Source organism: Streptomyces speibonae, from assembly GCF_984686075.1.
Window position 1 is genome coordinate 5,832,311 of the sequence record NZ_OZ480260.1, and the last position, 17,520, is coordinate 5,849,830.

The 17,520-nt window shown below is 72.7% G+C and carries 13 protein-coding genes and 3 tRNA genes; 7 read left to right on the forward strand and 9 right to left on the reverse strand.

Annotation, left to right across the window (positions count from 1 at the left end; translation table 11 throughout):
* Positions 1-13 precede the first annotated feature (13 nt).
* From AC5L3C_RS26080 to AC5L3C_RS26095, 4 genes are all read right to left on the reverse strand, one after another.
* Positions 14-1,942 carry an ABC transporter ATP-binding protein gene (locus AC5L3C_RS26080; protein WP_493651225.1) on the reverse strand — a complete coding sequence of 643 codons (1,929 nt, stop codon included), beginning with the start codon at positions 1,940-1,942 and terminating at the stop codon, positions 14-16.
* Positions 1,942-3,675, reverse strand: coding sequence for an ABC transporter ATP-binding protein (locus tag AC5L3C_RS26085; RefSeq protein ID WP_493651227.1), 1,734 nt, complete (start codon positions 3,673-3,675; stop codon positions 1,942-1,944). The genes AC5L3C_RS26080 and AC5L3C_RS26085 overlap by 1 nt, the downstream gene beginning before the upstream one ends.
* A gap of 171 nt (positions 3,676-3,846) precedes the next feature.
* Positions 3,847-5,301: a xylulokinase gene (locus tag AC5L3C_RS26090; protein WP_493651229.1), complete on the reverse strand. Its 1,455-nt coding sequence runs from the start codon at positions 5,299-5,301 to the stop codon at positions 3,847-3,849.
* A gap of 62 nt (positions 5,302-5,363) precedes the next feature.
* Positions 5,364-5,669 (reverse strand): YtxH domain-containing protein, encoded by a 306-nt coding sequence (locus tag AC5L3C_RS26095; RefSeq protein WP_125506640.1) that lies wholly within the window; start codon positions 5,667-5,669, stop codon positions 5,364-5,366.
* Between the two features lie 169 nt (positions 5,670-5,838).
* Here AC5L3C_RS26095 and AC5L3C_RS26100 point away from each other — a divergent pair.
* From AC5L3C_RS26100 to AC5L3C_RS26120, 5 genes are all read left to right on the forward strand, one after another.
* Positions 5,839-5,911 (forward strand) — tRNA-Asn (locus AC5L3C_RS26100).
* Positions 5,912-5,916: 5 nt separating this feature from the next.
* Positions 5,917-5,989: transfer RNA gene (locus AC5L3C_RS26105), tRNA-Asn, on the forward strand.
* Between the two features lie 179 nt (positions 5,990-6,168).
* Positions 6,169-6,245: transfer RNA gene (locus tag AC5L3C_RS26110), tRNA-Ile, on the forward strand.
* A 422-nt stretch (positions 6,246-6,667) separates the two neighbouring features.
* The gene (locus tag AC5L3C_RS26115) at positions 6,668-6,919 is read left to right on the forward strand and encodes a type II toxin-antitoxin system Phd/YefM family antitoxin (RefSeq protein WP_027731192.1); all 252 of its coding nucleotides are present in this window, start codon (positions 6,668-6,670) and stop codon (positions 6,917-6,919) included.
* Positions 6,907-7,305, forward strand: a complete 399-nt coding sequence (locus AC5L3C_RS26120) for a PIN domain-containing protein (protein ID WP_493651232.1) — start codon at positions 6,907-6,909, stop codon at positions 7,303-7,305. The genes AC5L3C_RS26115 and AC5L3C_RS26120 overlap by 13 nt, the downstream gene beginning before the upstream one ends.
* A 704-nt stretch (positions 7,306-8,009) precedes the next feature.
* On the opposite strand, the gene AC5L3C_RS26125 is transcribed toward AC5L3C_RS26120, so the two are convergent.
* A complete protein-coding gene (locus AC5L3C_RS26125; RefSeq protein ID WP_164555725.1) occupies positions 8,010-8,159 on the reverse strand; it encodes a hypothetical protein in 150 nt (49 codons plus the stop codon).
* 58 nt (positions 8,160-8,217) lie between these two features.
* Positions 8,218-8,898 carry an ANTAR domain-containing response regulator gene (locus AC5L3C_RS26130; protein WP_493651234.1) on the reverse strand — a complete coding sequence of 227 codons (681 nt, stop codon included), beginning with the start codon at positions 8,896-8,898 and terminating at the stop codon, positions 8,218-8,220.
* 376 nt (positions 8,899-9,274) lie between these two features.
* Here AC5L3C_RS26130 and AC5L3C_RS26135 point away from each other — a divergent pair, with 376 nt between their 5' ends.
* Both AC5L3C_RS26135 and AC5L3C_RS26140 read left to right on the forward strand, forming a co-directional pair.
* A complete protein-coding gene (locus AC5L3C_RS26135) occupies positions 9,275-9,421 on the forward strand; it encodes a hypothetical protein (protein ID WP_493651235.1) in 147 nt (48 codons plus the stop codon).
* The gene (locus AC5L3C_RS26140; protein WP_493651237.1) at positions 9,418-10,371 is read left to right on the forward strand and encodes an anti-sigma factor RsbA family regulatory protein; all 954 of its coding nucleotides are present in this window, start codon (positions 9,418-9,420) and stop codon (positions 10,369-10,371) included. Before AC5L3C_RS26135 ends, AC5L3C_RS26140 begins: the two co-directional genes overlap by 4 nt.
* Before the next feature lie 16 nt (positions 10,372-10,387).
* Here AC5L3C_RS26140 and AC5L3C_RS26145 read toward each other — a convergent pair whose 3' ends face one another.
* From AC5L3C_RS26145 to AC5L3C_RS26155, 3 genes are all read right to left on the reverse strand, one after another.
* Positions 10,388-11,425: a rod shape-determining protein gene (locus tag AC5L3C_RS26145; protein WP_493651238.1), complete on the reverse strand. Its 1,038-nt coding sequence runs from the start codon at positions 11,423-11,425 to the stop codon at positions 10,388-10,390.
* A gap of 142 nt (positions 11,426-11,567) precedes the next feature.
* Positions 11,568-16,445 carry an SAV_2336 N-terminal domain-related protein gene (locus AC5L3C_RS26150; protein WP_493651240.1) on the reverse strand — a complete coding sequence of 1,626 codons (4,878 nt, stop codon included), beginning with the start codon at positions 16,443-16,445 and terminating at the stop codon, positions 11,568-11,570.
* On the reverse strand, positions 16,435-17,502 hold the full coding sequence (locus AC5L3C_RS26155; protein WP_493651241.1) for an AAA family ATPase: 1,068 nt from the start codon (positions 17,500-17,502) through the stop codon (positions 16,435-16,437). The genes AC5L3C_RS26150 and AC5L3C_RS26155 overlap by 11 nt, the downstream gene beginning before the upstream one ends.
* Positions 17,503-17,520: the final 18 nt, after the last annotated feature.

A 17,520-nucleotide genomic window follows, 5' to 3' on the forward strand; every position in this document is an offset into this window, starting at 1 on the left:
GGACAGACGGTCCCTAGTCGACCTCCGCCACCGCCTCCGCGAACTGGGCCTTGTACAGGCGGGCGTAGGCGCCGTCCGCGGCCAGGAGCTTTTCGTGGGCGCCCTGTTCGACGATCGAGCCGTTCTCCATCACCAGGATGGTGTCCGCGTCCCGGATCGTCGACAGCCGGTGGGCGATGACGAACGACGTACGGCCGTGCGCCAGTTGTGCCATACCCTTCTGGATCAGCACCTCCGTGCGCGTGTCCACCGAGCTCGTCGCCTCGTCCAGCACCAGGATCACCGGATCGGACAGGAACGCCCGAGCGATCGTGATCAGCTGCTTCTCGCCCGCGCTGACCCCCGCCCCCTCGTCGTCGATCACCGTGTCGTAGCCGTCGGGCAGCGTACGGATGAACCGGTCCGCGTGCGCGGCACGCGCCGCCTCCTCGATCTCCTCCCGGGTGACCTCACGGGACGCGCCGTAGACGATGTTCTCCGCGATGGTGCCGCCGAACAGCCAGGTGTCCTGGAGCACCATGCCGATGCCGGAGCGCAGTTCCTCCCGGGACATCCGCGCGATGTCGACCCCGTCGAGGGTGATGCGCCCGCCGGACACCTCGTAGAACCGCATCAGCAGGTTCACCAGCGTGGTCTTGCCGGCTCCCGTCGGTCCGACGATCGCGACCGTCCGGCCCGGTTCCACCGTCAGCGACAGGTCCTCGATCAGCGGCTTGTCGGGGTCGTACCGGAACGACACGTGCTCCAGCGCCACCCGCCCGCGCAGCGCCTTGGGCCGCTCGGCGGGCGAGACGTCCGCCTCCTGCTCCTCCGCGTCCAGCAGCTCGAAGATCCGCTCGGCGGAGGCGACGCCCGACTGCACCAGGTTGGCCATCGACGCGACCTGCGTCAGCGGCATCGAGAACTGCCGCGAGTACTGGATGAACGCCTGCACGTCCCCGATGGACAGCGACCCCGACGCCACCCGCAGCCCGCCGACGACCGCCACCAGCACATAGTTGATGTTCGACACGAACATCATCAGCGGCTGCATGATCCCGCTGTTGAACTGCGCCTTGAACCCGGCCTCGTACAGCGCCTCGTTCTCCTCGGCGAACCGCTTCGCCGACTCCTCCTGCCGCCCGAACACCTTCACCAGGGTGTGCCCGGTGTACATCTCCTCGATGTGTGCGTTGAGCCGGCCGGTGGTACGCCACTGCGCCACGAAGTGCGGCTGCGACCGCTTGCCCACGCGCGTGGCCACGACGAACGACAGCGGCACCGTCACCAGTGCCACCAGCGCCAGGATCCACGAGACGTAGAACATCATCGCGAGCACACCGATGATGGTGAGCAGCGAGTTGATCAGCTGGCCCATCGACTGCTGGAGCGTCTGCCCGATGTTGTCGATGTCGTTGGTGGCGCGGCTGAGCACCTCGCCGCGCTGCCGCTTGTCGAAGTACGACAGCGGCAGCCGCGACAGCTTCGCCTGCACGTCCTCGCGCATCCGGAACATCGTCAGGTTCACGGCCCGGTTCACCAGCCGGGTCGCCACCGCCATCAGCAGACCGGCGGCCAGGAACACCGCCAGGGCCCCCAGCAGGACCTGCCCCACCGCCGTGAAGTCGATGCCCTCACCGGGGGTGAAGTCGGTGCCGCGGAGCATGTCGGCGACATCGCCCTCGCCCCGCTCGCGCATCGACTCCAGGACCTCTTCCCGGGTGGCGCCCTCCGGCATGTCCCGGCCCACGATTCCGTCGAACACCAGGTCGGTGGCCGCGCCGAGGATCTTCGGCCCGATCACGCTCAGGCCCACGCTCACCACGACACAGGCCAGCAGCGCGCCGATCGTCAGGCGTTCCGGGCGGAACCGGGCGATCAGCCGTTTGCTCGACCCCTTGAAGTCGATCGACCGCTGGTCGGGGCCGCCGCCGGCCATCATCCGTCCTCCGGGCCCCGCCATCAGGCAGCCTCCGCTTCCGTCAGCTGGGAGAGCACGATCTCCCGGTAGGTCTCGTTGTCCGCCATCAGCTCGTGGTGCCGGCCGGTGCCGACGACCCGGCCCTCGTCCAAAACCACGATCCGGTCGGCGTCGCGGATGGTGGCCACCCGCTGGGCGACGATCACCACGGTCGCCTCGGCCGTCTCCCGGGCGAGGGCGGTGCGCAGGGCCGCGTCGGTGGCGTAGTCGAGCGCGGAGAAGGAGTCGTCGAAGAGATAGATCTCGGGCCGCTGCACCAGCGTCCGGGCGATCGCCAGACGCTGGCGCTGACCGCCGGAGACATTCGTCCCGCCCTGGGCGATCGCCGCGTCGAGGCCGCCCTCGAGCCGCTCCACGAAGTCCTTGCCCTGGGCCACCTCCAGCGCGTGCCACAGTTCCTCGTCGGTGGCGTCCGGATTGCCGTAGCGCAGGTTCGTCGCGACCGTGCCCGCGAAGAGGTACGGCTTCTGCGGCACCAGACCGACGGTCCGCGCCAGCAGCGCCGGGTCGATGTCCGCCACCGGCACCCCGTCGACCAGCACGGCGCCGTCGGTGGCGTCGAACAGCCGCGGTACCAGCCCGAGCAGCGTGGACTTGCCGCTGCCGGTCGAGCCGATCACGGCGGTGACCTCGCCGGGCCGCGCCTCCAGGTCGACCGACCGCAGCACCGGCTCCTCGGCACCCGGGTAGCGGAAACCGGCGCCCCGGATCTCCAGATGCCCGTGCCGGCGCAACTCGGTGACGGGCGCGGCGGGCGGCACCACGCTCGTGGAGGTGTCGAGCACCTCGTGGATGCGCTCGGCGCACACCTCGGCGCGCGGCACCATCATGAACATGAACGTGGCCATCATCACGGACATGACGATCTGCATCAGATAGGCGAGGAACGCCGTCAGATCACCGATCTGCATCCCGCCGCTGTCGATCCGGTGCGCGCCGAACCACACCACCGCGAGCGACGACAGGTTCACCACCGTCATGACCACCGGGAACATCAGCGCGAGCATGTTGCCCGCGCCCAGCGACACATCGGTCAGCTCGGTGTTGGCGGTGCGGAACCGCCCCTTCTCGTGGTCGTCCCGCACGAAGGCGCGGATGACCCGGTTGCCGGTGATCTGCTCGCGCAGCACCCGGTTCACCGTGTCGAGCCGCTTCTGCATCGCCCGGAACAGCGGGCGCAGCCGGCGCACGATCAGCGTCACGCAGATGCCGAGCACCGGCACCACACCGACCAGCACCCCGGACAGCGGAACGTCCAGCCCGAGCGCCATCACGATGCCGCCCACGCACATGATCGGCGCCGACACCATCAGCGTGAACGTCATCAGGGTCAGCATCTGCACCTGCTGGACGTCGTTCGTCGTACGGGTGATCAGCGACGGCGCGCCGAAGTGACCCACCTCACGCGCGGAGAACGACTGCACCCGGTCGAACACGGCGGCACGCACGTCCCGTCCCAGCGCGGCCGCCGTCCGGGCGCCGTAGAACACGGCACCGACGTTGCACACCACCTGGGCCAGCGAGATGCCGACCATCAGGGCGCCGTAGCTCAGGATGTAGCCGGTGTCACCTCTGACGACTCCGTTGTCGATGATGTCGGCGTTGAGGGTGGGCAGGTAGAGCGTGGCGCAGGTCTGCAGGAACTGCAGCAGCACCAGCAGGGTGATGGGTCTCTTGTAGGGCCGCAGATGGGACCGCAGGAGTCGTATGAGCACGCTGAATCTCTCGGGTGGTCGACACGGGCGATTGGTTGCCCGTGGCCCCTATCGTCGAACACTCCACCCGCGTTACCTCAACCGATTTAAACCGGCTTCCGCACGGCGCGGACCGGCTCCCGCGCTCCCGGTCCGCGCCCCCGGCGCTCCCCGCTGAACGCCACACCGCCGCTACATGCGGAACGCCCCCGGATGGGTCTGCTCCCGCACCGCCACGAACTGCTGGCGCACCGCCTGGCCCACCGCCAGTTCCTCGCCCGGATCCAGCACCTGCGCCACCGCGCCCTGCCACACCGGCGGCGTCCGCGGATCCAGGGTGCCCTGGGACACACCGAGCGCCCACGCCGCCTGCCGGGCCGCGCCGATCGCCGCGTAGTCCGCCGGCTGCGGCACCACCACCTGCGCCCCGAACAGCGCGGGCGCCGCCGCCTGCACCGCGGGCAGCTCCGCGGCCGGGCCCAGCAGGAACACCCGCCGCACGTCCACGCCCCGGCCGCGCAGCACGTCCAGCGCGTCCGCGAGCCCGCACAGCATCCCCTCGAACGCGGCCCGCGCCAGGTGCTCCGCCCGCATCGACTCCCGCCGCAGCCCCGCCAGCGTCCCGGCGGTGTGCGGCAGGTTCGGCGTGCGCTCACCCTCCAGATAGGGGAGCAGCACCAGTCCGTGCGCCCCCGGCGTCGACTTCATCGCCAGCTCGGACAGGCTCTCCAGATCGGGCAGCCCGAGCAGCTCCGCCGCCCCGCGCAGCGCCCGTACGGCGTTGAGGGTGGTGACCACCGGCAGGTGCATGCCGGTCGCGTCGGCCAGCGACGTGATCATGCCCTGCTGGTCGACGAGCGCCTCGGCGTGCACGGCCATCACCGACCCGGAGGCGCCCAGCGACACCACCGCGTCGCCCAGCCCGATCCCGAGCCCGAACGCCGCCGCCATCGTCTCGCCGGTACCCGCGGAGATCAGCAGCCCCTCCGGTGTCGTACCGGCCGCGTCCGCCGGGCCGATCACCTCGGGGAGCATCGCCTGGTGCCCGAGCGCCAGCTCGACCAGGTCGGGCCGGTAACCGCCGGTGGCCGCCGCCCAGTAGCCGGTCCCCGACGCCGCGCCCCGGTCGGTGGTCCGCCGCACCGGCCGGCCGAGCAGCTGCCACACCAGCCAGTCGTGCGCCTGGAGCAGTACGGCGGTGCGCGCCGCGTTCTCCGGCTCGGTGCGCGCCAGCCAGCGCAGCTTGGTCACCGGCTGCGCGGCCCCCGGCACGGAACCCACCGCCTGTGCCCACGCCTCGCGCCCGCCGAGCGCGTCGATCAGATCGGCCGCCGCGACCTGGGCCCGCTTGTCGCCGCCGGTCATCGCGGGCCGCACCGTGTTGCCCTGCGCGTCCAGCGGCACCAGCGCGTTCGCCTGCGCGGACACGCCGATGGCCTGCACGCCCTCCAGCAGACCGCCGCCCGCCGCCTCGCCCAGGGACAGCAGCCAGGCCTGCGGGTCGACGTCGGAGGGGCGGCCGCCACCGTCGGGGGTCTGCACCGGATGCTGGGCATACCCCTGCCTGAGCACGGCCCCGGTGTCCGTGTCGCAGACGACGATGCGAGTGAAATCGGGCGCACTGTCCAGCCCGGCGACTATCCCCATACGGCGATTTTGCCGCATGAGGAGGGTGGGTGGGGCTCGGGCGCCGCCGGACGGGGCAACCGTCAGGTGTTGCTGGTGCCCCAGTCGTCCTCGGCCGGGCCGTGCGCGGTGCGCTCCCGCAGGGCGTGCACCCGCTGGGCGACCGAGTCGGGCATACGGTCGCCGACCTTGTCACTGACCGCGTGGTACGCCTTGTCCGCGAACTCGCGCCCCTGCTGCGCCGCGCTCTCCGCGGTGTTGCGCACGGCCGGGTTCTGTGCAAGCTGCTGTGCCTGCTTCTTCATCTGCTCGTAGCGCTCGCGCCCGGCTTTCGTGCCCAGCACGTAACCCAGGACGACTCCGGCGACGAACGTGAGCCGGTAACGCATGGCGGCCACCCTTCCCGTTGTTCCAGTCTGCGTAGGTCTCCGGTGCGGCGACGGCGCCGGGGAGTACCGATTGGCGGAGCACCCCCCTGCTTGCGCTAATGTATGTGTCGCAGCGAGCGCGCGCCCCCTGGCGGTTACCCAGGTAGGTGCGTTCGATGCAACGAGGCATTCCTCCGTAGCTCAATTGGCAGAGCAGCCGGCTGTTAACCGGCAGGTTACTGGTTCGAGTCCAGTCGGGGGAGCTCGGTCCTCCGTAGCTCAATTGGCAGAGCAGCCGGCTGTTAACCGGCAGGTTACTGGTTCGAGTCCAGTCGGGGGAGCATGCTGAACGAGGACCCCCGCAGGGGTCCTTTTTCATGTCCGCGGGAACCGTCCGGGGCCCGCCGGTGGTCTCCATGGTCACCAAGGCCGTACGCAGCCGACCATCCGAAGCAGGAGATCGTATGAGCGGCTATGCTGCGGCAGACGGCGCGCACACATGTACGCGACACGCCGCTATGGGGCGGTAGCTCAGCCGGTTAGAGCAGCGGACTCATAATCCGTCGGCCGTGGGTTCGAGTCCCACCCGCCCCACCAGTATCGTGCCCTGACCTGCGGAAACGTCTGTTCAGTGCCCCTGAGTCACCTAATCGGCCCCAACGGAGAGAATCCGCTGCTCACGAGTACTGCCTTGGGCGTCACGGCGGGTGTCTGGGCGCTCTCGTCGAGGCTCTGACCTGCGGCGATATGGAAACAAGCTCGGCTGCTGGTGGTTACGCAGTGAAGCCGAAAGCAAGATTCAGGGGACGCGCAGGGGACGCGAGGAAATGGAGTGGATCCGCAGGAAGCCGACGGCCTGACCGTCGGCGCCGTCACTGTCCACCCCGCCCCAGTCTGCCGGGCACCCGCTCTTCCTTCGGCCGCTGTTCGGGCTGAGATATCGAACGTCAAGCAGGGGAGGTCGTCAACGGCTCCGCCTCCGCCTTGTCGAGTATCAGATTCTCTGAGAGTATGAGGTCATGAAGACGATGACCGCTACCGAAGCATCACGGAACTTCGCTTCCGTGCTCGACAGCGCGGAACGCGGCGAAACCATCGTGATCACCCGCGGGGGCAAACGCCTGGCCGTGCTCGGTCCGGCGCCCAAAGCCACGGGCCGTGCGGTGAAGGATGCTCTCCTGCCCTATGTCGACACCCTCGACGACGCCTTCGAGGGCGATGTGATGGCCACCCGTGATCTGCTGACCCTGGACGATCCGTGGAACGACTGATCCTGGACACCGGCGTATTGATCGCGGTCGAGCGCCGGAAAGTCGTCCTCGACCATGTGCTCGCGGACGATGACGACCCGGTGATCGCCGCCATCACGGCCGCGGAGTTGCTCCAGGGCGTCGAACTGGCCGACGACACCAACCGGCTTGCCCGCCAGTCATTCGTCGACGCCATCCTCGCCACCGTTCCGGTCGAGGAGTACACCGTGGACATCGCGCGGGCTCATGCGCGACTGCTCGCCCACGTCCGCAGGGCCGGCCAGCCCAGAGGAGCCCACGATCTGATCATCGCGGCAACCGCCCTGACCACCGCACGCACAGTAGTCACCTATGACAAGCGAGCGCGCTTCGACGACCTTCCCGGTGTTCGCGTACGTAGGTTGTGACGGGCCCGGGCGATTGGCTGTTGCCAGGTGCGCCTGCCCCAGTGGTTGCCCACCGAGTGACGGGAGTTGTGGCAGGGTTTCCTTTGTCATCACCGTGACTCAGTGGTGCGCGCTGCAGCCAGCAGCCCCACCGAGCCAGGCGCATCCCCCCGTGAGATGGGCGAAAGCGGCGGTGTGGGTGAGACCGCGGTCCGCAGCATGCCCGCTACGGCGCTGGCGCCGACTGATGAGCATCCTTGACCGGCACGGGCTGTGAAAGGGCTCCGGCAGAGGGCTCATCGGCAATGGGAGAACGACAGGGACAGGGGACGGCTCTCCCCGTCGGAAGGCAATTCCGCTGCCGGAGGGTGGCAAAAGGGGGCCCATCACTCGACCTGGGCTGATGCCGCCCGACCGTTCCCCAGTTCCCCTCGAGGCTCTGCGGACCGCCAGTGGACACGCAGTGGACGGAAGGACCCGGAAGGATCAGGAAGGCCGGAGCAGAGCCAGAACGGCGAAGTGCATCTGACCTGCGGTTATAGGAGGATCGAGGCAAGAGCGGGGACGGATCGGAAGATCAGAAAAGGACTCATGATCCGTCGGCCGTGGGTTCGAGTCCCACCCGCCCCACCACACGCCCTCCGCGAGGCACTGTCCCAACCTGCCGAGGAAGGGCCCGCGTCCGCGCCAGGGGCACCATGGGCGGCGCCGCGCCTGTGCCCGGCTCACCCCGCGTCGTCGTCCGACGCGTCGGGGGCGTCCGACGGGTCGCGTTCGCCCTCCGCCTGGGAGGGGGTGGTGTGGGGGATGTCGGGGGTGGTCCACTCGGCGTCGTCCCGGTCGCCCTCGGCCTGGGAAGGAGTGTGGTCGGTCATCGTGCTGCCTCCTCGTCGCGCCGGTCGTGCCCGACGAGTACCCCCGTGCCCACCCGGCTCACCGTGACGAGCGGCGGGCCGCCGCCCGGGACAGCGCGATGCGCACCTCCTCCGGCGGGGGCGTACCCTCCGTCGCCGCACAGGCCGTGAGCGACTCGGCGACCGCGCGCAGCTTGGTGTTGGCCAGCTGCGACGCCTCCCGCAGGATGTGCCAGGCCTCGTCCGAGGTGCAGCCGTACGTCGCCATCAGGATGCCGCGCGCCTGGTCGATGACCGGGCGGGAGGCGATCGCCTGGCGGAGCTGCTCGACCTCCTCCTGCAGCAGATGCAGCCGCTCCTCGCGCTCCCGCGCCACCGCCGAGGGGGCCGGCGGCGGTGTGCCGTGCGGGGCGGGGGAGCGCAGCGGGTCCGTGGTGTCCAGGCCGGCGAGCTCCAGGATGCGGCGCGGCTGGCCGTTCCAGCGGGTGGCGGTGACCGGGAGGCGGCGCCGCCGGCCGTGGTCGCGCAGCACCTCGAGGAACTCCAGCCCCGCCGAGTCCATGAAGTGCACGCCGCTCATGTCCAGGTCGATCCGGGCCGTGCCGACGGGCAGCCCGGCCAGCTTCTCGGCCAGCGCCTCGGCGCACCCGCGGACCAGCTCGCCGCGCGGAGTGAGCAGCGCCCGGTCCGCGTCCATGCGTCCGCCGATGACCAAGGGGTTCTGCCTTCCCGGGAGGGGGAGAGGTGCAGCGGAGCTCATGTCACCGCCTCGTCGGTACTCGTGGATCGTCTGGGGTTCGTGCGGGTCCGGCCGCCCCCGGCACCGTGCGGTGCGGCCGCGTACGGTTCCGGCTGCGTTCCGGGTGCGCCTGCCCACCGTGCGGCGTACTACACACCGCGACCGGGAATGGCCGGGATACGACCGGGGTAGGCGGACCCCCGGAAACGTGGGGAGATGTGCGTCCGGCGGTCGGCAGTGAACGCCGCGTGGACCCGGGGATCCCGGGACGAAACGTTTCTGACCGTGCATCCGCTGCGAGGATGCCGTGGGATGCGAGCGGCCGGGGAGATCGGGTCCGGCCACGCACACGATCTGGGAGCGCGCCCCGCAACGGGCGGTGCGCGAAGGTGATGCCGTGTACGACCTGAAGCTGTCCGAGGTGACGTCCGCCGACGCCGCGGGAGCCGGCGCGCCCGCGGGTGCCGCCCGGCCCGGCCCGGCGACGAGCGGGGCGACGAGCGGGGCGACGAGCGAGGTGGCGAGCGAGGTGGCGATGTCATGAGCACCCGCGCCGCGCCCCCGCACGCCGACGCCGACCCCTTTCACCACCCCGCCCTCTTCTACCGGGACGACCAGGAGTACCTGGACGGCACCGTCCCCTTCGTGCGTGAGGGACTCGCCTCCGGCGAGCCCGTCGCCGTCGCCGTGCCCGGTGACCGGCTGCGGCTGATCCGCGACGCGCTGGGCGCCGACGCGGAGGCCGTCCGGCTCCTCGACATGCGGGAGGCGGGCCGCAACCCCGGCCGGATCATCCCCGGCGTGCTGCGCGCCTTCGCCGACGCGCTGCCCGCCGGACACCGGGCGCGGATCGTCGGCGAGCCGGTGTGGGCCGGCCGCACCCCGGCCGAGTACCCGGCCTGTGTCCAGCACGAGGCGCTGATCAACGCCGCCTTCCGGGGCCGCGCGGCGACCATCCTCTGCCCCTACGACGCCGCACGGCTGCCCGCCCACGTCCTCGACGACGCCCGCACCACTCACCCCACCGTCATCCCCGCCGGCTCCCGCACCGCCCGGCACAGCGCCGCGTACGCCCCCGACGCGGCCGTCGCCCGCCACAACGCGCCGCTGCCGCTCGTCGCGGACGCCCTGACCTACCCGTTCGCGGCCGGCTCCCTCCCCCTGGCCCGGCACGCCGCCGCGGACGAGGCACGGCGGCTCGGCCTCTCCGGTCTTCCCCTGGAGGACCTGACCCTCGCCACGGCCGAGCTGACCACCAACAGCGTGGTGCACGGCGGTGGCTTCGGCGTCCTGCGGGTCTGGGGCGAGGGCGGCCACGTGCTGTGCGAGGTGCGCGACCGCGGACGGATCACCGACCCCCTCGCGGGGCGCCGCCCCGCACCCCGCGACCAGCGGGGCGGACGCGGACTGCTGATGGTCCATCTGCTCGCCGACCTGGTGCGCGTCCACACCGGCGACGAAGGCACCACGATCCGCTGCTGGTTCTCCCGCTGACCGGCCCCCGCCGCCGTCAGGCGCCCAGCGGGTCCAGCACCAGCGGCGCGATCCTGCCCTCCAGCATCGCGCCCAGCCCCTCCACCGCACACAGCTCCGGCCGCTCCGCGATGTGCACCGGCATGCCCGTCGCCTGACGCAGCATCTGGTCCAGACCCGGCAGCAGGGCGCTGCCGCCGACCATCATGATGCCCCGGTCGGCGAGGTCGGCGACCAGATCCGGCGGGCACTCCCGCAGCACCTTCCCGATCCCGTCGAGCACCGCCGTGAGCGGCGTCTGGATGGCCCGCCGCACCGCCGCCGTGTCGACCTTCACGGTCCGGGCGAGGCCGGTGGCGACGTCCCGCCCGTGGATCTCCGTCGACTCCGGACCCTGCGGGGTGAGCCCGTTGCCGGACAGGGTGAGCTGCAGGGGCCGTACCGACTGGCTCGGCAGCATCAGCTCGTGCTGGTGGCGCAGATGCTGCACGATCGCGTTGTCCACGGCCTCGCCGCCGACGGGAATGCGCTGCGCCTGCACGATCGACCCCAGCGAGAGCACCGCCACCTGCGTGGCCGCCGCACCGCACACCATGATCATGGTGGCCTCGGGCTGTTCCACCGGCAGACCGCAGCCCACGGCGGCGGCGATCAGGGTGTCGACCAGCTCCACCCGGCGGGCACCGAGCCCGACCAGCGTCTCGATCGCGGCGCGCTGGGCCAGCGGATCGGCGTCGTGCGGGGTGCAGGCCGCCGCCCGCAGCCGCGGCCTGCGGCGCAGCGCCCGGCGGGTCCGGTCCCCGATCAGCTGCCGCAGCATGCGCTGCGCCATCTCGATGTCGACGACCGTGCCGCCGTTCACCGGCCGCACCACCCGGATGTAACCCGGCGTGCGGCCCGTCATCTTCTCCGCGAACTCACCGACCGCGATCAGCGCGCCGGTCCGCGTGTTCACGGCGGCCACGGACGGCTCGTCGACGACGAGTCCGGCGCCCTTGACATACACCCGGGTACGGGCCGCCCCCAGGTCGACGGCGAAGTGGCAGCGGCGCAGCTGCTCCAGACTTGCGGTCACGGCAGACCCTCCCGAGTGCGGAGCCGGCGGCCCGCCGGGCGGCGGACCTCTCAGGCATCGTGCGCGGCGGGCGGGGCGGGCGCCTTTCCTGGACGGCCGGGTGGGGGGCCGCCGAACGGGGGGTGCGGACCCTGACCGCGGGTCAGGAGGTGCTGCGGGGCGGCAGGGAGCGGACCGTGTCGAGCACGGCGCCCAGCCCTTCCACGACGAGACACGGCGGGCCGGAGCTCCGGAGGATGCCCTCGGCGTGCCGGCACCCGATGAACGGCACGCCCGCCGCCGCGGCGGCGGCGCTCTCGACGGCGGTCGACCCGATCATCACGCAGCGGTCCGGGGTCGTGCCGAGCCGCCGGAGGGCACGGTGCAGCACGTCCGGATGTGGCATCAGCCGCGCCAGGTCGGCCGACCGGCCGTGCGCCCCGCCCCGCAGGGTGCGGTCGAGACCCGCGTACATCAGGAAGGTGTCGGCCGCGTCCGCCGCGTGATCGGTGACCACGGCCAGGCCCAGCCGCCGGTCGGACAGCTCCCGTACGAGGTCGACGGACAGGGGTTCGGGGCGGGCGGTGTGGGCGGCCGCCGACTCGTAGCGGTTCAGCTCGACCCGCAGCTGCTGCACCGAGGGGTGGTCCGCCAGCTCCCGGAGCAGCCCGGCAGGGGTGAGGCCGTCCGGACGCTCCCGCTCGTCGCCCGCGAGGCGGGCGAGGTCCTGCACGATCTCGGATGCCCGGGACGGGGGCCACAGCGTGGTGAGGGTGCCGTCGAAACCGAGGATCACCGCGTCGGCGGCGCGCAGTATCGCGGCGGGGTCGGTCACCGTGGGCCGTGCTCCCGGCCCGAGCGGCTGGGCACTGACCGTGAGCTTCCAGCGAACGGCGCAACCGGGCACGTCGTGGAGCCCGAGCCGGTCCATGAGCGTCTGCCGCAGCCGCCACAGGCCGTCGGAGGGGAGGCGGCGGGCCACCTCCCGCACCTGTTTCAGGAAGTGGCTGCCGAGGAAGCCCTCCGGGTCGCGCGGGCCCTCCTCGATCAGGGCGACCGGGTCGGAGACCCGCCAGACGGCCTCACCCTGGACCACGGCCACGAACGTCTGCGCCGGGCCCGGTTCGCCCTGTGCCTCCAGCACCGTCCTGCGCTCGGCCAGATCGACCTCGTAGTAGTGGTCGGTGTCGTGCTCCCGGACCGTGTCCCACTCCTCACCGGGCCGTCCGTAGACGACCGTCCGCGTCAGGCCCAGCGAGGGCGGGAGATGTCCGGCGGGCAGGGGATAGGGACCCAGCACCGGAGGCGTCGGGGCGGGGCCGCGGGGGACGGTGACGTACCAGCCCGCCGCACCGTCGCCGGCGTCGAGAGGCCGGAGCAAGGCGTCGAGGTCCCGGTCCCGCGCCAGTTCCCTCCGCAGGGACGGGGCGAGGGCGAACACGCCGTGCGCACCGGAGGAGACCAGTACCGCACGGACCGCCGGCTCGTCCGGCAGCTCACCCCTGCTCTCCTGCCACGCCCGCCACGCGGTCACCATCAGCCGGGGCAGCCCGACTTCCCTGAGCATGTCCGGGAACCCCCGCAGGGCGGCACGCAACAGTGGCTCCGCGAGGGGGATCGACCACACGACGACCGTGTAGCTCTCGTCCTGCCCGAAAAGCTCATAGGCCCCGTACGGCAGGCCGCAGGCCGTCAGGATCCGGGTGACCGCCCGCCCCAGGGCCGCGAGCGTGTCGGACGACACGGGGTCCACCAGGTCGAAACGGAGGCAGGTGCGGGCGTGGCCGTGGTGCGCCGGGCCGGACTCGACGGGCTCGGAGGACGCAGCCGAAGGCCCGTCACCGGACGGATCCCACGCGGGATAGACGCCGTCGGGCAGCTCGTCCGGCGCGGCGAGCGGGTCGTAGGCCGGTTCCTCGGTGGCGAGAGGCGGCAACTGCGGTGTGCCGTCGGCGGCCTCCCCGCGCAGTTCGCGCCCGAGGGCGAGCAGTTCGGGATCCTGCCCGCCGGCCATTTCGTACTCCTCGTACGCCGCCAGGGCCTCCTCGGTCCGCCCCTGAAGGCGCAGCGCAAGGACGTGGAGGCGGCGGAGGTCCTCGCGGAAGGGGTGGGCGGCCACCAGACGTCCGAGGTCCTCGGACGCGCGCTCCGCCTCCCCGAGGTCCAGGTCGGTCTCCGCGAGCTTGCGGTGCAGGTCCAGACGGAGCCGGGCCAGCCGGGTCCGGGCGCTCCGGGCGGCGGGGCCCGGCACACCGGCGAGGACGGCACCCTCGCTCCACAGGGCCAGCGCGTCGGAGAGCAGCGTGCGCGCCTCGGCGAGGTCGCCCCCTCTGCGCGCCTCGTCGGCGCCACGGACCAGGCTCTCGCAGAGCAGCAGGTCCACGTGGTCCGGGCTGGTGTGCAGGACGAAGCCGTCGGGAAGCGTCCCGAGCACTCCCGGGCCCAGGACACGGCGCAGCCGTGCGACGGTGGCGTCCAGGACCTTCGAGGCGTCGCGCGGTCTCTCCTGTGCGCTCCACACGCCCTGCTGGAGTTCGCCGAACGGCACCGCGCGGCCGTGCTGGAACAGCAGCATGGCCAGCACGGCGCGTTCGTTCGGGCCCAGGTCGGCGGGCCCGCTGTCCAGTTCGACGCCGAAGGGGCCGAGCATCCGGTAGAAGCGCCGTGTGTAGGCCGCTTCGGCCCGGCGCTCGAGTTCCGGGTCGAGGAGCAGGTCCCTGCCGCGCAGCTGTTTCTCCGGGGAGGAGGACATCAGCAGTTCGAGAACGTGCGTGTACGTCGCCCGCAGCTCCGGCGGCAGAGGGCCGAGGTCGTCCGGCTCCACGGGAACGGGCCGCCGCGGGGATCCCCGCGTCAGCATCAGCAGCAGCTCGCCCAGCGCCCGCAGATCCTGCGCCCGCCCCGCCGCGCCCGGGGTCCGGCCGGGTTCGGCGAGGGTGAGCTTCACCGTTCCGTCGGGCAGCAGCATCACCCGGGAGACATTGAGCCCGCCGCAGGTCAGACCCACGGCGTGCACCGCGGTGAGGGCCCGTGCGAGCTGCGCGCCGACCGATACCAGCAACGTGGGCGGCAGACCGTAACCGTTCGGCGCTGCGAGGGAGCTCAGGGGTACGCCGTCCAACTGCTCCATGACGACGAAGGGCACGCCTGAGTGGAAGCCGGTCCCGACGACCCGCACCAGGTTCGGATGGCCGAGCCCGTCCAGCAGCCGTACGTCGCGCAGCAGCGCCGTACGGCGCTCCGGTTCGGTGACCGTCCAGTGCAGCCGCAGGACCACCGTCCCGTTCGCCCGCGTGTCCTCGGCCTGCCAGAGGCCTCCGGACGTCGAGAGCCGCCGCACCAGCCGGTACCGGCCCCCCACGACCCCCTCGACCTCACCAAGGCGGGGCGGCGCCGCCGACACCTCGCCCCCCGTCATCCGCCGGGCGCTGTCCTCGCTGACCGACGCGAACGCCTCACCGTCCACACCGGCCGCCGTGCCCGACGGAGCCGGGACGAACGCCTGGAACTCTCCCGGCACCCGGCCCGCCCGGTCCTCGATCAGGGCACCGACGCGCTCCAGCAGGGCGGCGGTGTCGTACCGGGCCGAGCGGGGCAGGCTGCGCAGCAGCAGCTCCGGTACGCCGGGACGGAAGGCGTAGGAGCCGGGGGGACCCGGGACGGCGGTCAGCAGCCCGCTGAGGATGACCTCGGCGATGTGCTGGGGCCGCGGGTCCGGGTCGATGGCGGCCTGCACCAGGCGCATGACCGGCAGATCGGGGCGGCCCAGGGCCAGGTGGCCGGCCAGCCGGAAGGCCTCCGGGGAGGCGCTGCCCCGGAAGCGCAGGACCAGTTCCTCGGGGGTGAGGCGGCCGAGGTCCGCACGGTGGCCGGCGTCCGCCAGGACGGCGGGACGCAGGTCGGCCACGGCCCCCGGGAACGCCGTCCCGCCCGGCGCGGCGACCAGCCGGGCCCAGTTCGACAGCCACTCGGGGGCCGGTTCCAGCACCGGCAGCGGGAGCATTCCCTCCGGTGGGAGCCGGTGGCCGGGGCCGGAGGCGTCGTAGGGGGTGAAGTCGTAGGGGGTGAAGGCGAGTGTCGCGGAGGGTGCGACGGGGTGCGGGGCGGAGAGCAGGCCCGGCGTGGCGGGCAGGGCGGTGTCCCGCCACAGGTGTTCGGGCAGCGGCTGGACGACGGCCACGGGCATCCGGCGGGACCAGCGGCGCAGGGTGCCGTACCACAGCTCGCCGGCGCGGCCGGCGCGCCACTGCGGGCCCATGCAGTCGCTGATCACCAGGGTGACCTCGCGGCCGTCGGCCGGGGTGTGCGCGCCCGCGCCGCGCACCGTGCCGTCGGCGCCGACGGAGAGCAGGGCGACGGTGCGGAAGATGCCGGACTGGGCGAGCGCCGTGTGCAGTTCGCGGACCAGCGGGCGCCACACCGGCATCGTGGGACCGGTGTCGTGCACCAGGGTGAGCCGCAGCCAGCGTTCCCGGGCGGGGCGCATGACCGGCAGCCACCAGTCGGGGGTGGCGCCGAGGCGGGCGATGCGGTCGGCGGTCGCCCGCTCGTCCAGTTCGCTGCCCAGCGGTGCGTCGACCCGGCGTTTGAGCGGGCGTAGCGACCGCTGCAGTGCCAGGGGCCGGCGCAGCATCGGGGGCGCCGGGGCGAGCAGGGCGGTGTGCGGTTCCTCGGACGGGAGCTCGGAGGACGGGTCGGAGCCGTCCCGGTCCGGGCCGTCCGGGTCCGCCGGGGACGGCAGACGCAGGGGCGCGCGCGGCGGTTCGGCCTGGGCGGGGGGTGGTGGCGGGGCGGGAGCGGGCGGCGGGGGAGCGGAGGGCGGGTCGGGAACGGCGGGGCCGGGGGCGGCGGATTCGCGGGGTGGCCGGGGCGGGCGCGCGGGAGCGTCGGGCCGGTGCTCCATCGTCCGCGCCAGCCACAGCAGTTCGGCCAGTTCCAGCGAGGTCGGGCGGACACCGCCGGCCGCCCGGCCCAGGACGTCGGCCAGCCGGGCCAGCGGGTCCGGGGAGCCGGGGTGGTGCGCGGGCGGGTCAGAAGGCATCGGCCTGCGGGGTCCGCCCGAGGTACGGCATCAGCTGCTCGGCCAGGTCGTCCAGGGACTCGGCGCCGAGTCCGGTGCTGTGCGCCAGGTAGATGGCGTTGAGGAGCTGGTCGGTGGCCAGGTCGCCGGCGCCCGAGCGGGCCAGGAAGCGCTCGATCAGGCCCTGTGCGTAGGTGTCGGGCTCCCCGAGGTGCGCGCGGACGATGCCGGCGAGCTGGTGGTCGTCCGGCTGGCGCAGCTTCAGCGTGACGCAGCGGCGCAGGAAGGCGGGCGGGAACTCGCGCTCCCCGTTGCTGGTGAGGACGACGAAGGGGAAGGCCCGGCAGCGCACCCGGCCGCTCCGGACCGGTACCCGTTCCCCGGTGCCGTCGATCATCACCTCGGCCTTCCCCTCGGGGCGGTGCCGGGCGGTGCGGGCCAGTTCGGGGATCTCGTACTGGCCCTCCTCCAGCACGTTCAGCAGGTCGTTGGGCAGGTCGAGGTCGCTCTTGTCGATCTCGTCGATGAGCAGGGCGCGGGGGCGGGCGTAGGGGAGGAGCGCGGTGCCCAGGGGGCCGAGCCGCAGATGGTCCTCCACGCCCGACGGGTCGCCGGGCGGGTCACCGGCGGCCGCCCCGTCCGGCGCCCGGTCGGACCGTTGCGCGGACTGCCCGGCCATGCGCCGCTCCGCGTACAGCCGGGAGAGCGGATCGTACTGGTAGAGGCCGTCGTTCAGGGTGCTGCGGCTGGTGATGTTCCAGCGCAGCACCGGGCCGAGCCGCAGCTCGCGGGCGACCGCGTAGACCAGCGAGGACTTGCCGGTGCCGGGCGGCCCGGTGACCAGCAGCGGACGGCGCAGATACAGGGCGGCGTTGACGAGCTGGACCGTCTGCGGTGTCGCCCGGTAGGTCGCGGCGCGATGGGTGCGGTCGGGGGAGACCGCGGCGGCGTCGGCCTCCTCGTCGGGCGGGTCGAGCGCGGGACCGCCGTCGAAGGCGCGCCAGGGCGGGGGCGGCGGCAGGTGGTCGATGCCGTCGTGCGGTTCCTCGGTGCCGGTGTAGACGGGCCACAGGGGCATGGGTTCCTTCTCCGTGGG

Bases quoted from the DNA above. Each gene is read 5' to 3' on its own strand.
- AC5L3C_RS26150 (WP_493651240.1), bottom strand. From the start codon at position 16,445: ATGCCTTCTGACCCGCCCGCGCACCACCCCGGCTCCCCGGACCCGCTG.
- AC5L3C_RS26115 (WP_027731192.1), top strand. From the start codon at position 6,668: ATGAAGACGATGACCGCTACCGAAGCATCACGGAACTTCGCTTCCGTG.
- AC5L3C_RS26080 (WP_493651225.1), bottom strand. From the start codon at position 1,942: ATGGCGGGGCCCGGAGGACGGATGATGGCCGGCGGCGGCCCCGACCAG.
- AC5L3C_RS26095 (WP_125506640.1), bottom strand. From the start codon at position 5,669: ATGCGTTACCGGCTCACGTTCGTCGCCGGAGTCGTCCTGGGTTACGTG.
- AC5L3C_RS26155 (WP_493651241.1), bottom strand. From the start codon at position 17,502: ATGCCCCTGTGGCCCGTCTACACCGGCACCGAGGAACCGCACGACGGC.
- AC5L3C_RS26130 (WP_493651234.1), bottom strand. From the start codon at position 8,898: ATGAGCTCCGCTGCACCTCTCCCCCTCCCGGGAAGGCAGAACCCCTTG.
- AC5L3C_RS26090 (WP_493651229.1), bottom strand. From the start codon at position 5,301: ATGGGGATAGTCGCCGGGCTGGACAGTGCGCCCGATTTCACTCGCATC.
- AC5L3C_RS26125 (WP_164555725.1), bottom strand. From the start codon at position 8,159: ATGACCGACCACACTCCTTCCCAGGCCGAGGGCGACCGGGACGACGCC.
- AC5L3C_RS26140 (WP_493651237.1), top strand. From the start codon at position 9,418: ATGAGCACCCGCGCCGCGCCCCCGCACGCCGACGCCGACCCCTTTCAC.